This window comes from Pandoraea norimbergensis, from assembly GCF_001465545.3.
Classification (GTDB): Bacteria; Pseudomonadota; Gammaproteobacteria; order Burkholderiales; family Burkholderiaceae; genus Pandoraea; species Pandoraea norimbergensis.
This window is the reverse complement of record NZ_CP013480.3, coordinates 841,117-858,238: the sequence shown is the minus strand read 5'-3', so window position 1 is coordinate 858,238 and position 17,122 is coordinate 841,117. Positions and strand designations below refer to the sequence as shown.

General features: G+C 61.1%; 12 protein-coding genes and 1 pseudogene. 4 read left to right on the top strand and 9 right to left on the bottom strand.

What is annotated here, in order from left to right:
• Positions 1 to 62 precede the first annotated feature (62 nt).
• From AT302_RS03885 to AT302_RS03865, 5 genes are all read right to left on the bottom strand, one after another.
• A complete protein-coding gene (locus AT302_RS03885; protein WP_058377299.1) occupies positions 63 to 1,046 on the bottom strand; it encodes a M14 family metallopeptidase in 984 nt (327 codons plus the stop codon).
• Positions 1,047 to 1,170: 124 nt separating this feature from the next.
• The gene (locus tag AT302_RS03880; RefSeq protein WP_058377298.1) at positions 1,171 to 2,508 is read right to left on the bottom strand and encodes an MFS transporter; all 1,338 of its coding nucleotides are present in this window, start codon (positions 2,506 to 2,508) and stop codon (positions 1,171 to 1,173) included.
• Between the two features lie 234 nt (positions 2,509 to 2,742).
• Entirely contained in the window at positions 2,743 to 4,158 is a 1,416-nt protein-coding gene (locus tag AT302_RS03875) for a DUF1254 domain-containing protein (RefSeq protein WP_237172055.1), read from the bottom strand.
• Positions 4,159 to 4,311: 153 nt separating this feature from the next.
• On the bottom strand, positions 4,312 to 5,841 hold the full coding sequence (locus tag AT302_RS03870) for a DUF1214 domain-containing protein (RefSeq protein WP_237172054.1): 1,530 nt from the start codon (positions 5,839 to 5,841) through the stop codon (positions 4,312 to 4,314).
• Between the two features lie 229 nt (positions 5,842 to 6,070).
• Positions 6,071 to 8,056 carry an alkyl/aryl-sulfatase gene (locus AT302_RS03865; protein ID WP_058377296.1) on the bottom strand — a complete coding sequence of 662 codons (1,986 nt, stop codon included), beginning with the start codon at positions 8,054 to 8,056 and terminating at the stop codon, positions 6,071 to 6,073.
• Positions 8,057 to 8,525: 469 nt separating this feature from the next.
• On the opposite strand from AT302_RS03865, the gene AT302_RS03860 reads away from it, so the two are divergent.
• Positions 8,526 to 9,149, top strand: a complete 624-nt coding sequence (locus AT302_RS03860; protein WP_058377295.1) for a response regulator transcription factor — start codon at positions 8,526 to 8,528, stop codon at positions 9,147 to 9,149.
• The gene (locus tag AT302_RS03855) at positions 9,146 to 11,062 is read left to right on the top strand and encodes a sensor histidine kinase (protein ID WP_058377294.1); all 1,917 of its coding nucleotides are present in this window, start codon (positions 9,146 to 9,148) and stop codon (positions 11,060 to 11,062) included. Before AT302_RS03860 ends, AT302_RS03855 begins: the two co-directional genes overlap by 4 nt.
• A 27-nt stretch (positions 11,063 to 11,089) precedes the next feature.
• Here AT302_RS03855 and AT302_RS03850 read toward each other — a convergent pair whose 3' ends face one another.
• Together AT302_RS03850 and AT302_RS03845 are read right to left on the bottom strand one after the other, a co-directional pair.
• A complete protein-coding gene (locus tag AT302_RS03850; protein ID WP_058377293.1) occupies positions 11,090 to 11,608 on the bottom strand; it encodes a hypothetical protein in 519 nt (172 codons plus the stop codon).
• A gap of 4 nt (positions 11,609 to 11,612) precedes the next feature.
• Complete coding sequence (locus AT302_RS03845) at positions 11,613 to 12,362, bottom strand: DUF2092 domain-containing protein (RefSeq protein ID WP_237172053.1); 750 nt, start codon at positions 12,360 to 12,362, stop codon at positions 11,613 to 11,615.
• Between the two features lie 257 nt (positions 12,363 to 12,619).
• On the opposite strand from AT302_RS03845, the gene AT302_RS03840 reads away from it, so the two are divergent.
• Positions 12,620 to 12,991 (top strand): response regulator, encoded by a 372-nt coding sequence (locus AT302_RS03840; RefSeq protein ID WP_084656012.1) that lies wholly within the window; start codon positions 12,620 to 12,622, stop codon positions 12,989 to 12,991.
• Between the two features lie 18 nt (positions 12,992 to 13,009).
• Here AT302_RS03840 and AT302_RS03835 read toward each other — a convergent pair whose 3' ends face one another.
• Together AT302_RS03835 and AT302_RS03830 are read right to left on the bottom strand one after the other, a co-directional pair.
• Positions 13,010 to 14,422 carry a DUF2252 domain-containing protein gene (locus AT302_RS03835; RefSeq protein WP_058377290.1) on the bottom strand — a complete coding sequence of 471 codons (1,413 nt, stop codon included), beginning with the start codon at positions 14,420 to 14,422 and terminating at the stop codon, positions 13,010 to 13,012.
• Positions 14,407 to 15,906: a sensor domain-containing diguanylate cyclase gene (locus AT302_RS03830; RefSeq protein WP_084656011.1), complete on the bottom strand. Its 1,500-nt coding sequence runs from the start codon at positions 15,904 to 15,906 to the stop codon at positions 14,407 to 14,409. The genes AT302_RS03835 and AT302_RS03830 overlap by 16 nt, the downstream gene beginning before the upstream one ends.
• Positions 15,907 to 16,248: 342 nt before the next feature.
• Here AT302_RS03830 and AT302_RS03825 point away from each other — a divergent pair.
• Positions 16,249 to 17,109 (top strand): annotated as a pseudogene (locus tag AT302_RS03825) (hypothetical protein); the annotation flags it as partial.
• Positions 17,110 to 17,122: the final 13 nt, after the last annotated feature.

The window sequence follows — 17,122 nt, the reverse complement described above, 5'->3', positions numbered from 1 at the left end:
TGCCGGCCCCTTGTCACATCTGATCGTCAATCAATCAGCGGTGCATCACACGTCGTGCGCGCTCAGCGATCGAGCAAGCGGCCGAGTCGCATCATCGTGACGTTCACGCCAAGGTGGCGCATCGACGGCTGCACGATCACGCAGTTGTCGTAAGGCGTGACGATGACCTCGTCGCCATCGCGGGCGATTTCGGTCCCGGCCTTCTCGATCACTTCCAGCCCCGTGAACGGCTGCGAGAAACGGAAGTCCATCGAACGTGCCACAACCGGCTGCGTGATCTCGACAAACTTCTGCTTGGCCGGCTTGGTCTGCGTCAGAAATTCTGCAACATCGGCTTCGGCCACGACACCCGCATGCAGCAGGAAACGCACGGCCGAATCCAGCGCCACATCGCGTGCGCTCTTGGCAAAGTGCTGGCCCGTCTCGATGAGCAGCGCGTTCTTCGGGCTGGCCGTATCGCCAAAGCCACCGTAGTCGCGCATGCGCGTGCCGTTGGCGTGGCCCTTGTCGATGATCACGTGCTCCGGCGTGCCGAGTTCTGCTGCCAGCGCGATGGCTTTCTCCAGCGGGCCGGTCATCATCAGCGGTGCCGAGGCTTCGTGCATCGAGTGAATGTCGAGCAGCAGGTCGACCGTGTCGATAAACGGACGCATGGCGCGGGCACGCGTGAGTTCGCGGCTCTGACGCTCACCGTCGAGTGCCGACGGCGTCCAGACACGGTTCATGTCTTCATCGAGAAAACGCGTGGCGTCGGCGTTCTCTGCGCTGAACTGTTCGTACGCGTCGATGTTGCCGAAACCCAGCGACAGGCGGCCCGTCACCGGACGCAAGCCCGATGCAAGCAACGTATCGACGGCAATCGCGCCGCTCACCTCGTTGCCGTGCGTGAGCGCGAGAATCATCACGTGCTTGCCGGGCTTGCCGCTATCGAACGTATGTAGATAGTCGATACCGGTGTTGCCTTCGCGCCAACGGGTGATGTCGGGGAACGAGACTTCGATGGGGTACGCCGGCAGAGCGGCGCGGATCGCTTCGAGCGTGGTCATGAAAAGACTCCACAGGGGATGCCAAAAAAAACCGACGACGCTGCCACAGGGGAGGCGGCAGGCGTCGTCGTTGCGGCAAAAATCAGTACAAAAAACTCAGTGCAACAAACTCAGCGCAAACAACTCAGGCAGCCTTCGACGCGCGCGAGGCGCGGTGCGGAATACCGGCAATCTTGCCGGCACGCACGCGACGGCCCAACGCGATCACGGCGCTGATACTGAGCACAGCGGTGGCCATCACATAGAAGCTCGGTGCGAGCTTGCTGTGGGTCGCGTCGATCAACCACGTGACGATCAGCGGGGCGAAACCGCCGAACAACGTCACCGAGAAGTTGTACGACAGGGCCAGACCGGTGCCGCGCGTGCTGGTCGGGAAAATATCCGCCAGCAGTGCCGGCAGCGGCGCGAGGCTGACCGCGATGAGCAAGCCCACCAGCGCTTGCACCATGAGCAGCGTCTGGAACGTCGGATACAGGTTGAGCAGCACGAACAGCGGGTACGTCGTCACACCCACGAGAATCAGTGCGATCAGCATCACGCGAATACGGCCGAAGCGATCCGACAGATGGCCGACCACGGGTGCGGCGAGCATCAGCATCAGGCCCGTCACCACCGCGCCGACAAACGACGACGTCGCCGGAATGTGCAGTTGCTTGACGGCATACGTCGGCATGTAGAGCTTGTGGACGTAGTTGAACGCCGTCGCTGCGGCCACCACACCGGCACCGAGCAGCATGTTGGCGCGGTCGCGGCCGAACACTTCACGCAGCGGCGACTTTTCGCGTTGCTGTTGGCTCAGCTTCTTGAAGTCGGCCGTCTCGTCGATATTGCGGCGAATGTACAGACCGACCGGGCCGATGAGCAGACCCACGGCGAAGGCGACACGCCAGCCCCACGCGCTCAGTTGATCGGCGGTGAGCAGCATGCTGAGCAGGGCGGAAACGCCAGCGGCAAGCACCGTGGCCAGACCTTGCGTCGACATCTGCCAACTGGCGAAGAAACCGCGACGCTTCGCATCGGCGTGTTCGACCATGAAGGCGGTGGCGGCACCGAATTCACCGCCCGTCGAGAAGCCTTGCAGCATGCGGGCCACGATGATGATCAGCGGCGAGGCGATGCCGATCTGCGCATACGTCGGCGCAAACGCGATCATGGCGGTGCCGAGCATCATCAGGCCGATCGAGACCGTGAGCGAGGCTTTGCGGCCGGCGCGGTCGGCGTAGCTGCCGAGCACGATCGAGCCGAGCGGGCGCGTGACGAACGAGATACCGAACGTGCCCACGGAGAGCAGCAGCGAGGTCGTGGCGTCGTGCGAGGGGAAGAACAACTGACCGATCACGATGGCAAAGTAGCCATAGATCAGCAGGTCATAGAACTCGAGTGCGTTGCCGATACTCGCGGCGCAGATTTCACGCCACGGGTTGTGGGGCGCCGGGGTGGCGGCGCGGGAATTGCTGGTCATGCCTGCTCCTCTGGATCCGCTGGCGTTGGGGATAGTGTAGGTGCCGTGCGCGCATCGCACGCGGACACCGAGCCAGTCTCAGGAAGCGGAGTGTAGGCGGCATAAAAACGGGCTTCGTGCCGTTTCGGCACGCAAACGTGCTGATTGGGTGGCGAGGCAGGCCACTGATGAAAAACAACGAATGCCGTCAGGGATTTCGGCGAATCTCCACGCGGCGGCCCCCCGCCCCACTTGTTATTGAGAAATGCGTTTGACGTCGTCAGGCTTCCACGTTTGGTCGAAGAACGCTTTCTTTGGGCTATAAAGCCGCAGGATGATGAAGTACCCCTTGTCCGGGACGGTCTGCACCCAATTGGCCTCTTTCCCGGGCGGGGACTTGGGACCAAAGAAGAGGTCAAACGAGCCGTCGGCATTCGGCGCCGGTTTGTCCATCGAGTTCAGGGACGGCAGCGGCTGTCCGTTGTCGAGCCCTGAAGCCGTGATCGGGTCATACACGGTGACGGACCAGAAGTTGGCTGCCGGCACATTGGGCGGCAAATGAAGCTGATACGTCGCACCACCTTGCAGGTAGTTGCCGTCTGAGTCCCGCCACGTCGAAGGATACTTCGCCCCCTTCTCGACCATATCCACCACCATGCCCGGACTGGCCGCATACGCCGTTGTGAAATAGGCATTGCGCTGAATCAGGTTGGTGAACGTGCCGCTTGCCTGGAATTGCGGATTCTGTCCTGCGAATACGTTCTCCCACTGCCGGTCCGAGTAATACCGTCCGCCCGGCTGGGTGCTCAGACCGTCCCAAATTTCCGTCTTGCTCATCTTGAACGCCGTGCGGGCCGCCTTGTCCAGAAGCGCTCGCTGTCGTGGCGTCGGCTGAAACGGTTTTCCCTTCTGTATGCCGATCGCCGCCATCATGCCGCGCCAATCCATGTCTGCCGGGTCGACGCGCTCCTGCTCGACAAAACGCGCCAGCATGTCGAAGTAGGCGCCATCGTGGGCAAACAACATGTCAGCCGGCTCGGTCGATCCGTTCGGAAACTTCATCGGCGTGGCTGATTCCCGTTTGCCGTACGGATAAATGCGCGCTGCGGCAACCAGGTCATTGGCCGGCTTCAGATCCTTGGGGTCCGAGAAGAACACGCGGAAGAATACGAGCACGTTGTCAGTCCGCGATCGATACACGTAATGGCCCTTCGGTATCGGCCGATCGTAGTTCCAGGGGACGATCAGATACTTCCCCCCCTTGCCGCCGTCCGGACCGACAAACCCGAAGTCGCCGCTGTACGCTTTGCCGGCGATGGTTGGGCCGGTCAGCGGGCGCTGGAAAAAGTCGTCCAAAATACCCTGCGTATTCGGCGGAACCTCAACGACGATCGGACCGTCCTTGGCCAGGTTCACGTACCCCATCGCGTAGAGACAGTCCGAGTTCGGCGTGGTCACCTTCGTCTTCGTATTGAGCCGTTGCTTCCAGACAGGCAACACGTTGTACCCTGCACCGTAAGTCTTCTCCGACCCTTCCTTCATCGCGTACAGATTCACAGCCGGCAGCGACCACAAGTAGACCTGGACCGCCCGTTGAAAATACAGCTCTTCGCTGAGTGCCTTCGCCGACTCTGCGGTAGGAAAGTCCCCCGCGAACGGCGCCGAGGCCAACGCGTCGCGACTCGCCTCCAGCGTCTGTGCGAGTGCGCTCTGCGCAGACGTATTGGCAGCGTATGCGGTCATGCCCGTAAAGAGGACAGTGATGGCACCCGCCAACAGACGCGACGGCTGATTTTGCTTGCTCGATTTCATTTGTCCACCTGTTCAAGAGGCCAGTTCAAAGTCAGCTAATCTGAACGTCTTGTTGTTCAGTGCGGCCGTCGGCCCATAAAGGCGCATGGCAGGCAGCGGGCGCTTTCCGGAGGTCGGAATCCAGTTCGATTCAAGCCCGGCCGGCGCGCTGGGGCCGACGTAAAGCGTTACGCCGCCATCGGCGTTGCGCTTCATGGTGCCCAGATCGTAGGAGGAGAGTGTAGTCCGGTTCGACTCGCTGTAAATGAACGCGTTGGTTGCGCGGTCATAGACAGTGAGCGCCCAGAATTGCTTGACGGGCATCTGCGCGGGAACCTCGAGTTTGTAAAGCTTTCCCGCCTCAAGGAGATTGCCGTTGCTGTCCGCCAACGCCATCAAATACTGTGTCGCCGGGTCAGCACCCAGCACCTGTGGCATGTAAGTGCACCAGAAGTACTCTGCCGCGCGATTGATCAGATCAATCCGGTCGTCGTAGACGAAGGTGAACCGCTTGTTATCGTCCGCTTGTAGCAGCGAGGCGTAGTGCCGGTCAGGCCAGAACAGCCTTTCCCGCGGGAAATGATCGTACCAATATTGCAGGTAGAACCAAGCGTCGATGGCCGCCTGACGCATGGCCTTCTTCGTGACGTCGTCCGGCGCAAACGGCTTGCCCTTCTGAATGCCGAGCGAGGTGAGCATACCCATCATGATTTTGTCCTGCGGATTCACCGGCTCTACGCTCATGATTGCGTGCATGTCGTCGAAATGACGCTCGTCGAAATACGGCAGCGTCGGGTAACGCTCTGAAATGGGATCAATGAAGCGCTGCTTTGGCGGACTGTCTGCCTCGGACAAGTAGTACATTCGCAGCCGCTGCGCATATCGATAGGCATCTGTCGCACTCTTGCCCGGTGCCCGCACCGAGCGGAACGCCAGTGCGATACGGAAGTTAGGCGAAGCGACATGGATATAGTGCTTGGGCACCGTGCCTTGGTAACCCGGACCAGTGAACAGGAACTTCGCCCCTTTGCCTTGATCCAGTCCCGAGGGTCCGACGTCGGCGATCGTAAATTGCCAGGCGTCGACGACCTGCCCATAGACACTCCCCTCGGCACCGGCCGCGGGCACCTCCAACACCACGGGCCCCTTTCTCAGGTCGGTAAAAGCGGCAATGTACGGCGTCGTGCTATTTGCCGTGATGGCTTCGAGCCTCGGTGTCGCCGGGGCCGAATAGGAGATGATGTCGTTGTCTTTGACGCCAAGATTATCGAAGGCCGCCCGCCGGAAGCTATAGATCGCAATCGCCGGCATGTTCCAGAGCACCGCTTCGAATGCGCGCTGATACTTGATCTGGTAGTCGAAGTCTTTAATCGATGCGGTCGAGCCCGCAGGCGGCTGACCGCCCGAGGGCTCCATCGGGCTGCCTGCCCCAGATGTCAGGCCTCCCGGCGTCGCGTCGGCGGCGACGGCGGAGGCGCCACCCGTTGCTGTCAAACCAGCCACAACGGCCAGACTCATGCGGTGAAACTCTCTGCGCGACACGGTCATTGCACCGCTCTCCATGAAGTTTCCACCTTCCGGCGGGTAAGTCATTGTCTTGATGGTTCAGCCTGCTCAAAGCATCAAATACTTTGCTAGGCGCTGCCATTAGGAGAAGGGGCAACCGTATTGCACATTGGGGCAATATCGGCGTATTGCCTTTGAAATCGCCCTTGTATTCGATTGAAAAAAAGCCCGTATGCACTTCGCATACGGGCCCAGGAGACTCACTAGCAACCTTGCACCGGGTTGATCACGGTTCCGCAATCGTGAACCAGAAGTCGAACTTGTCGTACAGACCGAGCATCTCCTTGAACTTCGCCCGGTCGCCGTCGAACTGCACCTGCCCACTGTCCGCAAGATTCCCCAGCTTCAGCTTGCCCAGCGCAATGTCGTCGAGCGTCGAACGATTCAGGGAGATGTTGGCGTCGGCCTTCTGCAACACCGTGTCCTTGCTGTAGTTCATCACGCCATTCTTGACCGTCAACGCGTAATTTTGCTTGGTATCCGGGAACGTCACGTTGAACGCATACGCCTTGTCCGCTGCTTTCGGCCCATTCAAGTGAATCGCAAGGAAGTCCAGAAACATCTCGGTGGTCATGCCGCGAATGATGTCGGGTGAGGACGTATTCGGCGTGGCCACCTTATGCACACCGCCTCGAAGCTCCTGTGCGCCGCTCAGGTAGAAGTTGCGCGCCGGCCCCGATTCCGCCTGATAGCCCAACTGCTCCAGCGCAGCGGCTTCAAGATTACGGGCGGCCTGATTCGTCGGTTGCGCGAAGACTACCTTGTTCGTCAGTTCGGCAGCCCAGCGATAGTCGCCCTTGTCGAACGCCGCCTTCGCCCCCTTGAGCATCTTGTCTGCACCGATCAGGTCAACGTATCGCTTCGCTTCATCCGTCGGCGCATAGGGGTCGAAATTTGCGGGATTACCGTCCCACCATCCGAGGTAGAGCTGATACGTGGCGCGCACGTTGTGCTTCAGATTGCCGTAATACCCGCGGCTATAGAACTCCTTGGCCAGCGAATCGGGCAATTGAAACTTGTCCGCGATCTCGTGCATCGTCATGCCCTGATTGGCCATGCGAAGCGTCTGATCGTTGATATAGCGATAGAGGTCGCGTTGTTTCTCAAGATGCTGCACCACACGATCGTTACCCCATTGCGGCCAGTGGTGGCTGCTGAAGGACACGACAGCGTCATTGCCCCAGAGGCGAATCGTCTCGTCAAGGTAATGGGACCACTTCTGCGCACTCCGGACCTTCGCACCACGCAACGTGAGAATGTTGTGCAGCGTGTGCGTCGCGTCCTCGGCAAGATCAATCGCCTTGAACTGCGGGAAGTAGAACAGCATTTCCGCAGGCGCCTCGGTACCCGGCGCCATCTGGAAGACGATGTCGATACCGTCGATGTTGAGCGTCTCGCCCGTCTTCTTGATGAGCTTGCTCGGCTCGAATAGCGTGATCGTGCCGGCCGCCGTCGTGAGACCCAGGCCACCGCCGACGTTACCCTTCGGGTCCTTCGGCAGCAGATTGCCGTACATATACGACGCACGCCGACTCATGACAGTGCCAGCGAACACGTTTTCGCTGACGGCTTCTTCCATGAATCCCTCCGGCGCGACGAGCGGGACCTTGCCCGAGCGCACATCCTTCTCGTCGACGACACCGCGCACACCACCGAAGTGATCCACGTGACTATGCGTGAAGATCACGCCCGTGACCGGGAGCTTCTCCACCTTGCTGTTGACGAGATCCAGCGACGCCTTGGCCGTCTCGACGGACGTCAGCGGGTCGATCACGATCCAGCCCGTCTTGCCGCGCACGAACGTGATGTTGGCCAGATCGACGTTGCGCACCTGATAGATGCCGTCGATCACCTTGAACAAGCCTTGCGCCGACAGCAGTTGCGACTGCCGCCACAAGCTTGGGTTGACCGTCGGTGGCGCCTCACCCGCCATGTTCTTCTTCAGAAAGTCGTACTGAGAGAGATCGATGACCGTGTTGCCTGCGGCGCCCTTGACGACAGGATTCGGAAGCGCTGCGATGAATCCTCGTTGAATGTCCTCGAAGTCCTGCTTGTTCGCGAAGGGGAGGAAGTTCAACAACTTCTGATTCGCGTCGCGCGTGGCCGCCGTTGCATCGGCGGGCTGCGGTGGTGACGACTGCGCTTGCGCCACGGTCCCGGCAAGGGTCGCGGCAACAAGCGCTATCACGGCAACTACTGACTGGCGTTTCATGAGGTCCTCCGCAAAGACATTGGGTGAGCGTTTTACATCCGGCCAAATATCCACGGAAGTCATTCTCAACATTTGCCTGCACCAATGACATAGGTGTATGGGGCAAAAGCCAAATCCCCTTTGGGCAATCGGAAATTAATTGATCCGCGAAATTTCCACACAGCGGGAATAACAACACGAGAAATCGCGAATCGCTACGAAACGCTACAAAACGCTCATGCCACGCCAACCGCCACGCCACCATTCAGTCGAACTTTCTTTACGAATTTATTCAGAGATGCTATCAATTGAACTATCTTGAAATTCTAAATTTCGTGCATTTGCTTCACCAGCCAGCTTGAATCGTTATTTATTCAGTAAAACGTAATAATTTAAATTACCCACGTCGGAATAATTCCTACATACCGACGGAAAGCCTTTCAACGCCCGGGGGAGATTCTTTTCAGCGCGCGAGCTAAGCGGAGATGCTATGAATGCCAGTCGTGAATCGGTCGTGCATGTTGTCGATGACGACGCCTCCATGCGGTCAGCACTGACACGCCTGCTGGGTGTCTCGGGTTATGACACCAAGGAATATGCATCTGCGGGAGAATTCCTCGTCAGCGAGCCGGACGATCGCCCCGGTTGTGTTCTCCTGGATCTCGAGTTGGGAGGCCCCAGCGGTCTCGACTTGCAACGCGCCCTTCGGCGTCAGGCGCCGGACCTGCCTGTCGTGTTCATGAGCGGGTACGGGGACGTGGCACGCTCCGTCGAAGCCATGAAGGCTGGCGCCGTGGATTTCCTTATCAAGCCGTTTGAGCGCGATGCACTGATGCATGCGGTGGAAACCGCCATCAGCCTCGTGCAACGTAAGCAGACGCCGTCTTGTGCCGACGACGTCCAATCACCGCTAAGCGGACGCGAGCAGGTCGTGCTGCAAGGCATCGCCAAGGGTCTGCGCAATAAGCAGATTGCCGCGGAACTCGGTCTTTGCGAACGGACTGTCAAAACGTGCCGCGCGGAGATCATGCGTAAATTTCGCGCCACGTCACTGGCAGAGCTGCTCAGGCACACCGAGAAGCAAATCTCCGGCGTGGCTGTGCAAATGTCGTGACCGGCATCGCCGGTCGAACCCTTCGGGGGGCCGTATCACTGGTGATATTCACCCTGTGCGGTGTCGTGACGCTCCCGGCGCTGAGCGCGGAACCACCGAAGGTGGTCCTGCTCACCGGTGGCGACCCCATGCAAGCGGCGGTGCTCATGCAAACGCAAGCGATCCGCAGCGTGCTGAATGCCGAATTGCCGCTGGGCAGCGAAACCTTCCTCGACACGCTCGACGGCCTCCGATTCGGTGCCGACTGGCTCACACCTGAGCTCTTTGCCCTGCTCCGCAAGAAGTACGACGGCCAGCACATCGATCTTGTGATCGCCATCGGCAACTACGCGGCCGAGTTTGCCCGCACGCATCACGCGGCCATCTGGCCGGGGACTCCTGTGCTGGTCACCAGCGTTCCGGAAGCGTGGCTAAGACGGACGGGCGAATTTCCGTCCACGTTCGTGCTGATGCCGTACCGCATCGAGATCGGAAAAACGCTCGCCATCGCCGAATCGCTTCAGCCCGAAGCAACCCATTTGGTTGTCATCGGGGGCAGCGCGGAGCTGGACGCACGGTTCTCCGACGAAATCGTCGAAGCTGCGGCATTGCGCCGCGACAAATGGACGTCAATCGAGCGTTGGGAGGGATTGCCGGTGCCGGAGCTTCGCAGCCGGTTGGCCAAGCTCGACAAGCACACCACCGCAGTCCTGTATGGAACTCAGTACCGTGATCAGGGCGGCAGACGTTACTTTCCCTTTGAACTGGTCAACCGAACTGCCGAGGACGCGCCCGTTCCCATCTACGGGTGGTATGCCAACTATATCGACCAAGGCGCGGCCGCCGGCGCGGTGTATGACCTCGAAGAGAACGGCCGCATGACGGGCGAGATCGCCGCGCGCATGCTCATGGGGGACAAGACCTACCAAACCGGCGCGGTAGCACCGGCGTTACCTGCACGATGTATCGCCAACATCGCGGTGCTACGACGTTTGGGAATCTCCGAACGCTCTCTCGGCCCCGACTGCAAGTGGCTCAACGTCCCACTTCCGCCCTATCGGGAGTACTGGAAGGAAATGGCGGTGGCGCTGTTCGTCATTGGCGCGCAGGCGTTCACGATTGTCGCCATGCTCAGACAGCGGCGCGAGCGGCGCATTGCCGAGCGCAAAGCCGCGACGCGCCATGCCGATCTCACGCGAGCCTCGAGAATCGCGACGGTTGGCGAACTCAGCGCATCGATCGCTCATGAAGTCGGGCAACCGTTAGGGGCCATTCTCAGCAACGTCGACGCGGCGGACCTGATGATGCAGGCCTCCGATAACAGTGACGCCGAACTGCGAGAGATCCTGACCGACGTCAGACGCGATGCCCTGCGCGCCAACGATGTGATCGTCCGCTTGCGCGCGTTGCTCCAAAAGCAGGCCATCACGTTCGCGCCCGTCACTTTCGACACCGTGCTTGAGCGCGCAACGTCGCTCGTACGTCCGGAAGCCCGTCGTCGCGGCATCGTCGTGCACACCCAGTTCGGCACGAATGAGGCGCAAGTACTGGCGGATCAGGTGCAATTGCAGCAGGTACTGCTCAACTTGGCGATCAACGCGTTAGACGCGATGGAGAACGCCGAGCAGGAAGATCGCGAACTGTCGATCACGACACGTATCGCCGGCGACGGTCTCGAACTCGTCATTTCGGATCAAGGCATCGGCATTCCACAAGACAATGTCGATCAACTATTCGAAGCCTTCTACACGACCAAGGAGCGTGGCACGGGGCTTGGCCTCTCCATCGTGCGCTCCATCGCCGAAGCCCATCGCGGGAGTGTGTACGCTCGACGCAGAAGCGGTGGCGGTACCGAATTCGTCCTCTGGCTCCCGCTTGCCTCCACGATGCTCAATCCGGTGCATTGCGCCGACATCGAGACGGCGAGCGCCTGATCAGCCAGTACGCTCGCCGTCGTCCACTCAATACGGCGCAGTAACCACCACGAACTGCGTGCCCTGCGGCTGATACCAGGTGCTGCCGCACTGCTGATAAATCATGCCGCGATAGTTGACCGGGACACAATTGGCCGGCACCGAGCGCACCACCGATCCGATCACGGCGGCCGTCACACCGACCGCCGCCGTGACCGCTACGGCAGTGGCCACCGGGTGATAGTCATCGTCCCATCCACCGTGATAGCCACCGTGGTTGTCGACGTTCACGTTCACATTCCGGTCGACGTTGACGTTGTTCACGCTGGTGTTTCGTACGTTGCGCGTTCGTGCATCGGCCTGTCGATTGCCTGCATTCGGACGCTGTGCGTTGCGCTGCCCGGCTTGATGGTCGCCGGCACCCTGCCCGCGCGCGTGGGCACCACCGCCGCCACCGCCGTGACCGCCACGGCCCGCCGCCATCGATGGCGAAATCGCGAGCGTGGAAAAGGCTAACAGCGTCGCGGCGACACATGCAGACAGGGAGGGGGAGAGATTTCTTTTCATCTTGTCACCCCTTGCTGGCAGGCAGCTTGAGCGCTTCGATCTTCTTCGCGCCGGGCGGCGGGCGGAATTGGAACGTCGACGGTGTGATGGAAGTGCCGGGTTTCCAAGACAAAACGGACACCGACTGCGGGCGCGCATCGTCGTCCGTGCGGGTCACGACGATCTTGCGCGGCAGTGGCTTGTCCCCGCTCGTGATCCAGATCTGCCAGTCGATACCCGCTTGCCGATAGGCGTAATGATCGCAGAGATCGTTTCCGACATAGTCCTGTCCCGCAAACATGGCGGAATCGAATTGCCGGTTCTGCGCGTCAGGCGTTCCCCATGTAAACAGATCGGCCAGTGGAAGCTCTACGCCGTAGCGCGAGCGCAGATCCTTGATGAGATCGGCCAGCGTTCCCTTGAAGGGCACCGACGCGTAGTACTTCTGCTCGGGGGCATACAGCGTTGCGGTCTTTCCGTCGTAAATGATCTCGCGCTCGCTGCGCGCGCTTCTCATGATCGCGCGAAGATGCTCCGGCCTGTCGACTTCCAGCGTGGCCTGCGCGCCATGTTGAAGCTTCTGCCCATCCGCCAGCACGCGCTCACCGGTTAGGTCCGTCGACACGCGAAATCGCTTGAGCGATTGCAGGTAGCTTCCCATCGTGTGCAGCGCCTGCACCGCGTCCGGGTCAACCGCATTGGCTTGCGCCGAAGCCGCACTCGCGGGTGTGCCTTGTGCCCACACGGCCGGTGCCGCGCCTGTGGTGAGCAACATCAAAATTGCCAATGCCTGTCGTCTCATCGTCGCGCCTCAAATCAAGGAGATATCAATGGCTTCAGAGTGTCGAGCACGGTGCAACGCGGACACGAAACTCGACCGCCAACGCCGTAAAGCCAATGTAGCGGTCAAGGTCTGCCATGCCTAGGTGATTGCCCCAAATTGCCCGACAGGGTATCGGCGTTGCCCCAAGTCCCGATGGCGGTTGCGTCGCATTCCAAAGAAAAATGCATTCATAGGGACAAGACCGCCTCATGACCACACCAAGGAACCTCATCGCGATTCTGGAGGACGACACAGGCATGCGTCGCGCTGTCGAGCGCCTGTTGAAGCTTTACGGATTTCGCACCCGATCGTTCGCTGGGGCAGACGACGTGGGGTTGATCCAGTGTGTCCGCAGCGCCTATTGCCTGGTCGCCGACGTACAACTGCCGGGCACGTCCGGACCGGCGTTCTTTGCGGCGCTACCGCTCCCGCGCCCGCCTGTCGTCTTCGTCACGGCATACGACAACGCCAAGACCCGTGCCGATATCCAGCGTATCGGCATCGCCGAGGTCTTGACCAAACCCTTTCTCGGCAGCGATCTGCTCGCCGCCATCGAGCGGGCGGCACGGGTCTCGCCGTGACTCGCCCGCGCTGCCGCTTCAGATTCGAAAATCGGCGGCCATATCTTCGTCACTACGCGCGACGAGCTTCCCCGAGCGGATGGCGCGCATAAACGCGTCGTAGTCTTTTTGGTTCTGCTCGGCGTAGTCCAGCGCGTACGACGTCATGGATTCCGCCAGGCGCTTGGCGTCGCCGATATACGACGAAATCTCCACGGCGAGCCCGCCCGACTTTGCATGCGCACGGGCGAGCGCCCAGCCGCAAATGCGGGCGTAACCCTGCAAGATCGTGTCGTTCATCCGCTCGACTTCCGCCGAGACCTTCATATCGCGCAGTTGCCGGAAGTAGAAATGTCTTCCGTTCGGACCGCTCGTCCATCCGAGAAAGGCGTCACTCGCCGCCTGAAGCAGGCGCTGCCCGGCCACCACGCGCAGGCCCTGGTGATGCACCTTCCCCACGGGGAAGTACCGGGAGATCACCGATTCCCGAGCTTCCTTGACCTGAAGGAACAGTGGCTTGCCGTGGGCGTCGACGAACAACATCACCAGACAGAACGTGCCGACGCTGCCCACGCCAACGACCTTGAAGGCGATGTCCTGAAGCTGGAACTGATCGATGAGCGCTCGCCGGTCCACCGGCAGCGTGCCGACGTATTCGTTAAACGCCTTCGCAAGTTTTCCCTTCCACGCTTGCGTGTCCGACCACGCGTGCGCGCTGCCCAACAGCGAGTTCGGCCCGGATGGATGAAACAATGCCGGCGGCGCGTCCTGAATTACCCATCGCCCGTCCTGACGGACCGCAATTTTTTCGAGCATCGCCTCGTGAGAGCGCCCGGCGGCCTTTTCAGCCGTTTTACGAATCAATCGTCGCCCCTCTCCTGTCACCGCGGCCTCAGCCATGCGATCGAACGTCACGATTTCGTGCCAAAGATCGAGGGCGCTATAACCCGCGTACTCCTGCATGCGCTCGCCATATTCACGCACGGCCGATGTCACGACATCACGGATCGTGCCGCGATCGATGCCCATGTGGTCACCGGCAATCGCGAAGCTGGCGGCAAGCCGTTTGAGATCCCACTCCCAAGGCCCCGGCGCGACCTCGTCAAAGTCGTTGAGGTCGAAAACGAGTTGCCGCTCCGGCGTGGCGAAACCGCCAAAGTTCATGAGGTGCGCGTCACCGCAAATGGGGAACGTGAAACCCGTGGTCGGCGTTCTGGCCAGATCGTGCGCTTGCAGCACTGCGCTGCCGCGATAGAACGTGAAGGGCGACACTGACATGCGTCCGTATCGCAGCGGGACCAGTGCGTCGACACGGCCTGCGCTGTTTTGACGCAGCAGCGCGACGGGATCGCGGTCCACATTACCAATGTCTGCCTGCTTCGAGCGAGGCGTGCGCTCACGCGCGAGCTTGCCAGCCGCTTTTCTTTGTTCCAGTGTCAAATCGCCGGGCATGGGTCACCTCCAGAGTTTGCGTGGATGAATACGCGATCGCGCCCCTCGCGCTTCGCCGAGTAAAGCGCTTCGTCCGCGGCTTGCAGGAGCGAATCCGGGGTGCCCGTCGGCATCGCCCCCGTGCCGGCAATACCGATGCTGATGGTCACGCGGCCGTGCTCGCTGCCTTCGTGCGCAATCGCAGCGGCACGCACGGCGGCTCTCACACGCTCAGCAACGTCGCGCGCGCCACCCGCGTCCGTCTTCGGCAAGATCACCATGAACTCTTCCCCGCCGTACCGTCCAAAAAAATCGCCGGGGCGCCGGATCGAATGCGAGATCGCACGGGCGACGGCCACGAGCGCGTCATCGCCCGCCGGGTGGCCGTACCGGTCATTGAACGTCTTGAAGTGATCGACATCGATGAACAGCAGCGACAGCGGCGCTCGCTCGCGTACCGCACGCCGCCATTCCCTGTCATAGGCTTCGTCAAGGGTGCGCCGGTTGGCGAGTCCGGTCAGCGGGTCTGTGCTGGCCATTTGTTGCAGCGCGGCTTCGGCCTGCTTCCGGCGCCTGCCCTGACGCCTCAGCAAAATACCGAGCACCACGCAGGCAGCACCGAGGCCGGCCGTCAGACCGGCGACCCAGAACGCCCGCTTTCGCCATTCGGCATAGATCTCGCTTCGGGGCGCGCGAATGTCGATCTGCATCGGCACCCCCGGGAGGGGCTGCCGAATGTATAGGAAATCGCCGTCGGCACCTGACGACGTCTGTGCGTCGCCGTCATCTCTCGCATTCCCGGACGCCCAGCCGTTAAGCACGACACCATCGTTGCTAAGGAGCGAGACGACGCCCTGCTCGCCCGGGGCGAGTCCGGCGAACAGACGCGTGAAGTATTCGGCGTCGACGGTCACGATACCGACGCCAGCAAAGCCACCGTCGGCACGACGAATACCATGCGTCAACATCAATCCCTTAGCGCTGTCCCCGGGGCATAGCGGTGCGGACATGGACACCGTCAACCCACCGCCGCCTTCGCGCCGCCCAGCAGCAACAATTCGCTGCACCAGCGCGCGATCGACGCAGGTCGCCGATGGCAACGCCTCGAACACCACCTCGCCCGCGTCGTTGACGATGACCGCTTGAGCGTAAGTCAACGTCTGCACGCCGCTCGACTGATCCGTGATGACGGGATGGCCGAAACGTCCGAGGCAGTTGGTCAGTTGCGCACTGGGATCCGCCCGCCCCGCAATGCCGAGCGCGTCAAGCGCTTGCGTGCAGGCCGAGATGTCGTCGCCCATCACGCGTGCGGCAAGTCGCGCCACACGCGCGTTCGCATTGCGCGCGTCGTCGCGCACCGCCACGCGCCCCTCATAGAGCAAAGTCGCACGTACGCCGATAACGATCACCACAGCGATCCCCACCGCCACGAGCGTCAGGCCGAGCGGTCCGAACCGTGGGCCAAACCTTCGTGACGAAGCCGGTGACGTGTTGGGGGAAGTCATGTGCCTGCGAACCCTGTGATCGACGCGCCCTCATTCTTTTCGTTATCGGGAGCCGGGGCTATCGGGACTGAGGGCAAGCCATCTGCCCGTCGGGGCAATGCCGTTGCCCTCCCCACCGATGGCCCAAGGGTTGGGCGGACGCGACAATGACGCACGATGGCGAATGCATGCGATTTCCACCGCGCGAGCCGGCTATGTCAATGAAGGGACTGACGAGAACGAGATGCAACGGAGGCGTGGTTCGGGCCGCCAACCGCCGCAGAGACTTCGCCTCGCTGGCGACGCTGGCTTGTCTGACATTGAGCGCCTCGGCAGCGCTCGCGCAATCTCCCCCCCCTTCGCGTCGGCACCGACGTGAAAAGTCATGCGAACAGCGTGCTGGCCATCATTAGCTACACCACCGTGCCGGACGTGACAACGAGCTCCCTCTCCATCAACAACGGCTCCACCGGGAACCCCGGGTTCTGGCAGACGCAGTTGGGTGGCGGCTTCACGCTCAGCCGCTCGTTCCCGCTCTATCTGGAAGGCACGTTGGCCTATAGCCGATACGACCCCACGTTCGTTGCTTCGGACGGCACGGAACATCGCTCGCTCCCTGTGCGCTGGAACACCTTGAGCACGACCATCGGCGTCGGTTGGGATTTCCGGCTCTCCGACGAACTGGTGCTCCGCCCGATCTTCAACAGCAGCCTAGGGCGCGTGGTCAGCGATCTTCGTGTGGGTGAAACGTTGCTCAATCGCGCGACGGATCTGAATGCGCAGTTTCTCGACAACGGTGCGTTGAACGCCTACGGACTCGGCGGCTCGCTGATGCTCGATTTCGAGCACTATCGCGAGGCGTACGAAATCGACGTCGAATTGCGCCTGACCAATATCCACCTGCGCAGTTTCGGCAGTTCCGCAGCGGGTGTTCAGGGGAGCGCCAATGCGCAGCAGGTAAGTTTGTGGTCACGCTGGCGAGCGCCAACGGGCCTGCGCGCGCTCGACCGCCCGGTTCGCTACGTGCTGGAAGCCGCTTACTCGCAATACTTCGGGGATAGTGCGGGCGTGCTTGGCTTTAACAATCTGACGTCGCTCGGCGTAGGACTGGAACTCGACAGCAGCAAGTATCCAGTCGTCGTGACGCGCACGCGACTCATGGCTCGCTACGTATTTGGTCATAACGTGCAGGGCGTCTCGTTCGGCTTCGCCATGAGTTTCTGACTACGGTCAACGC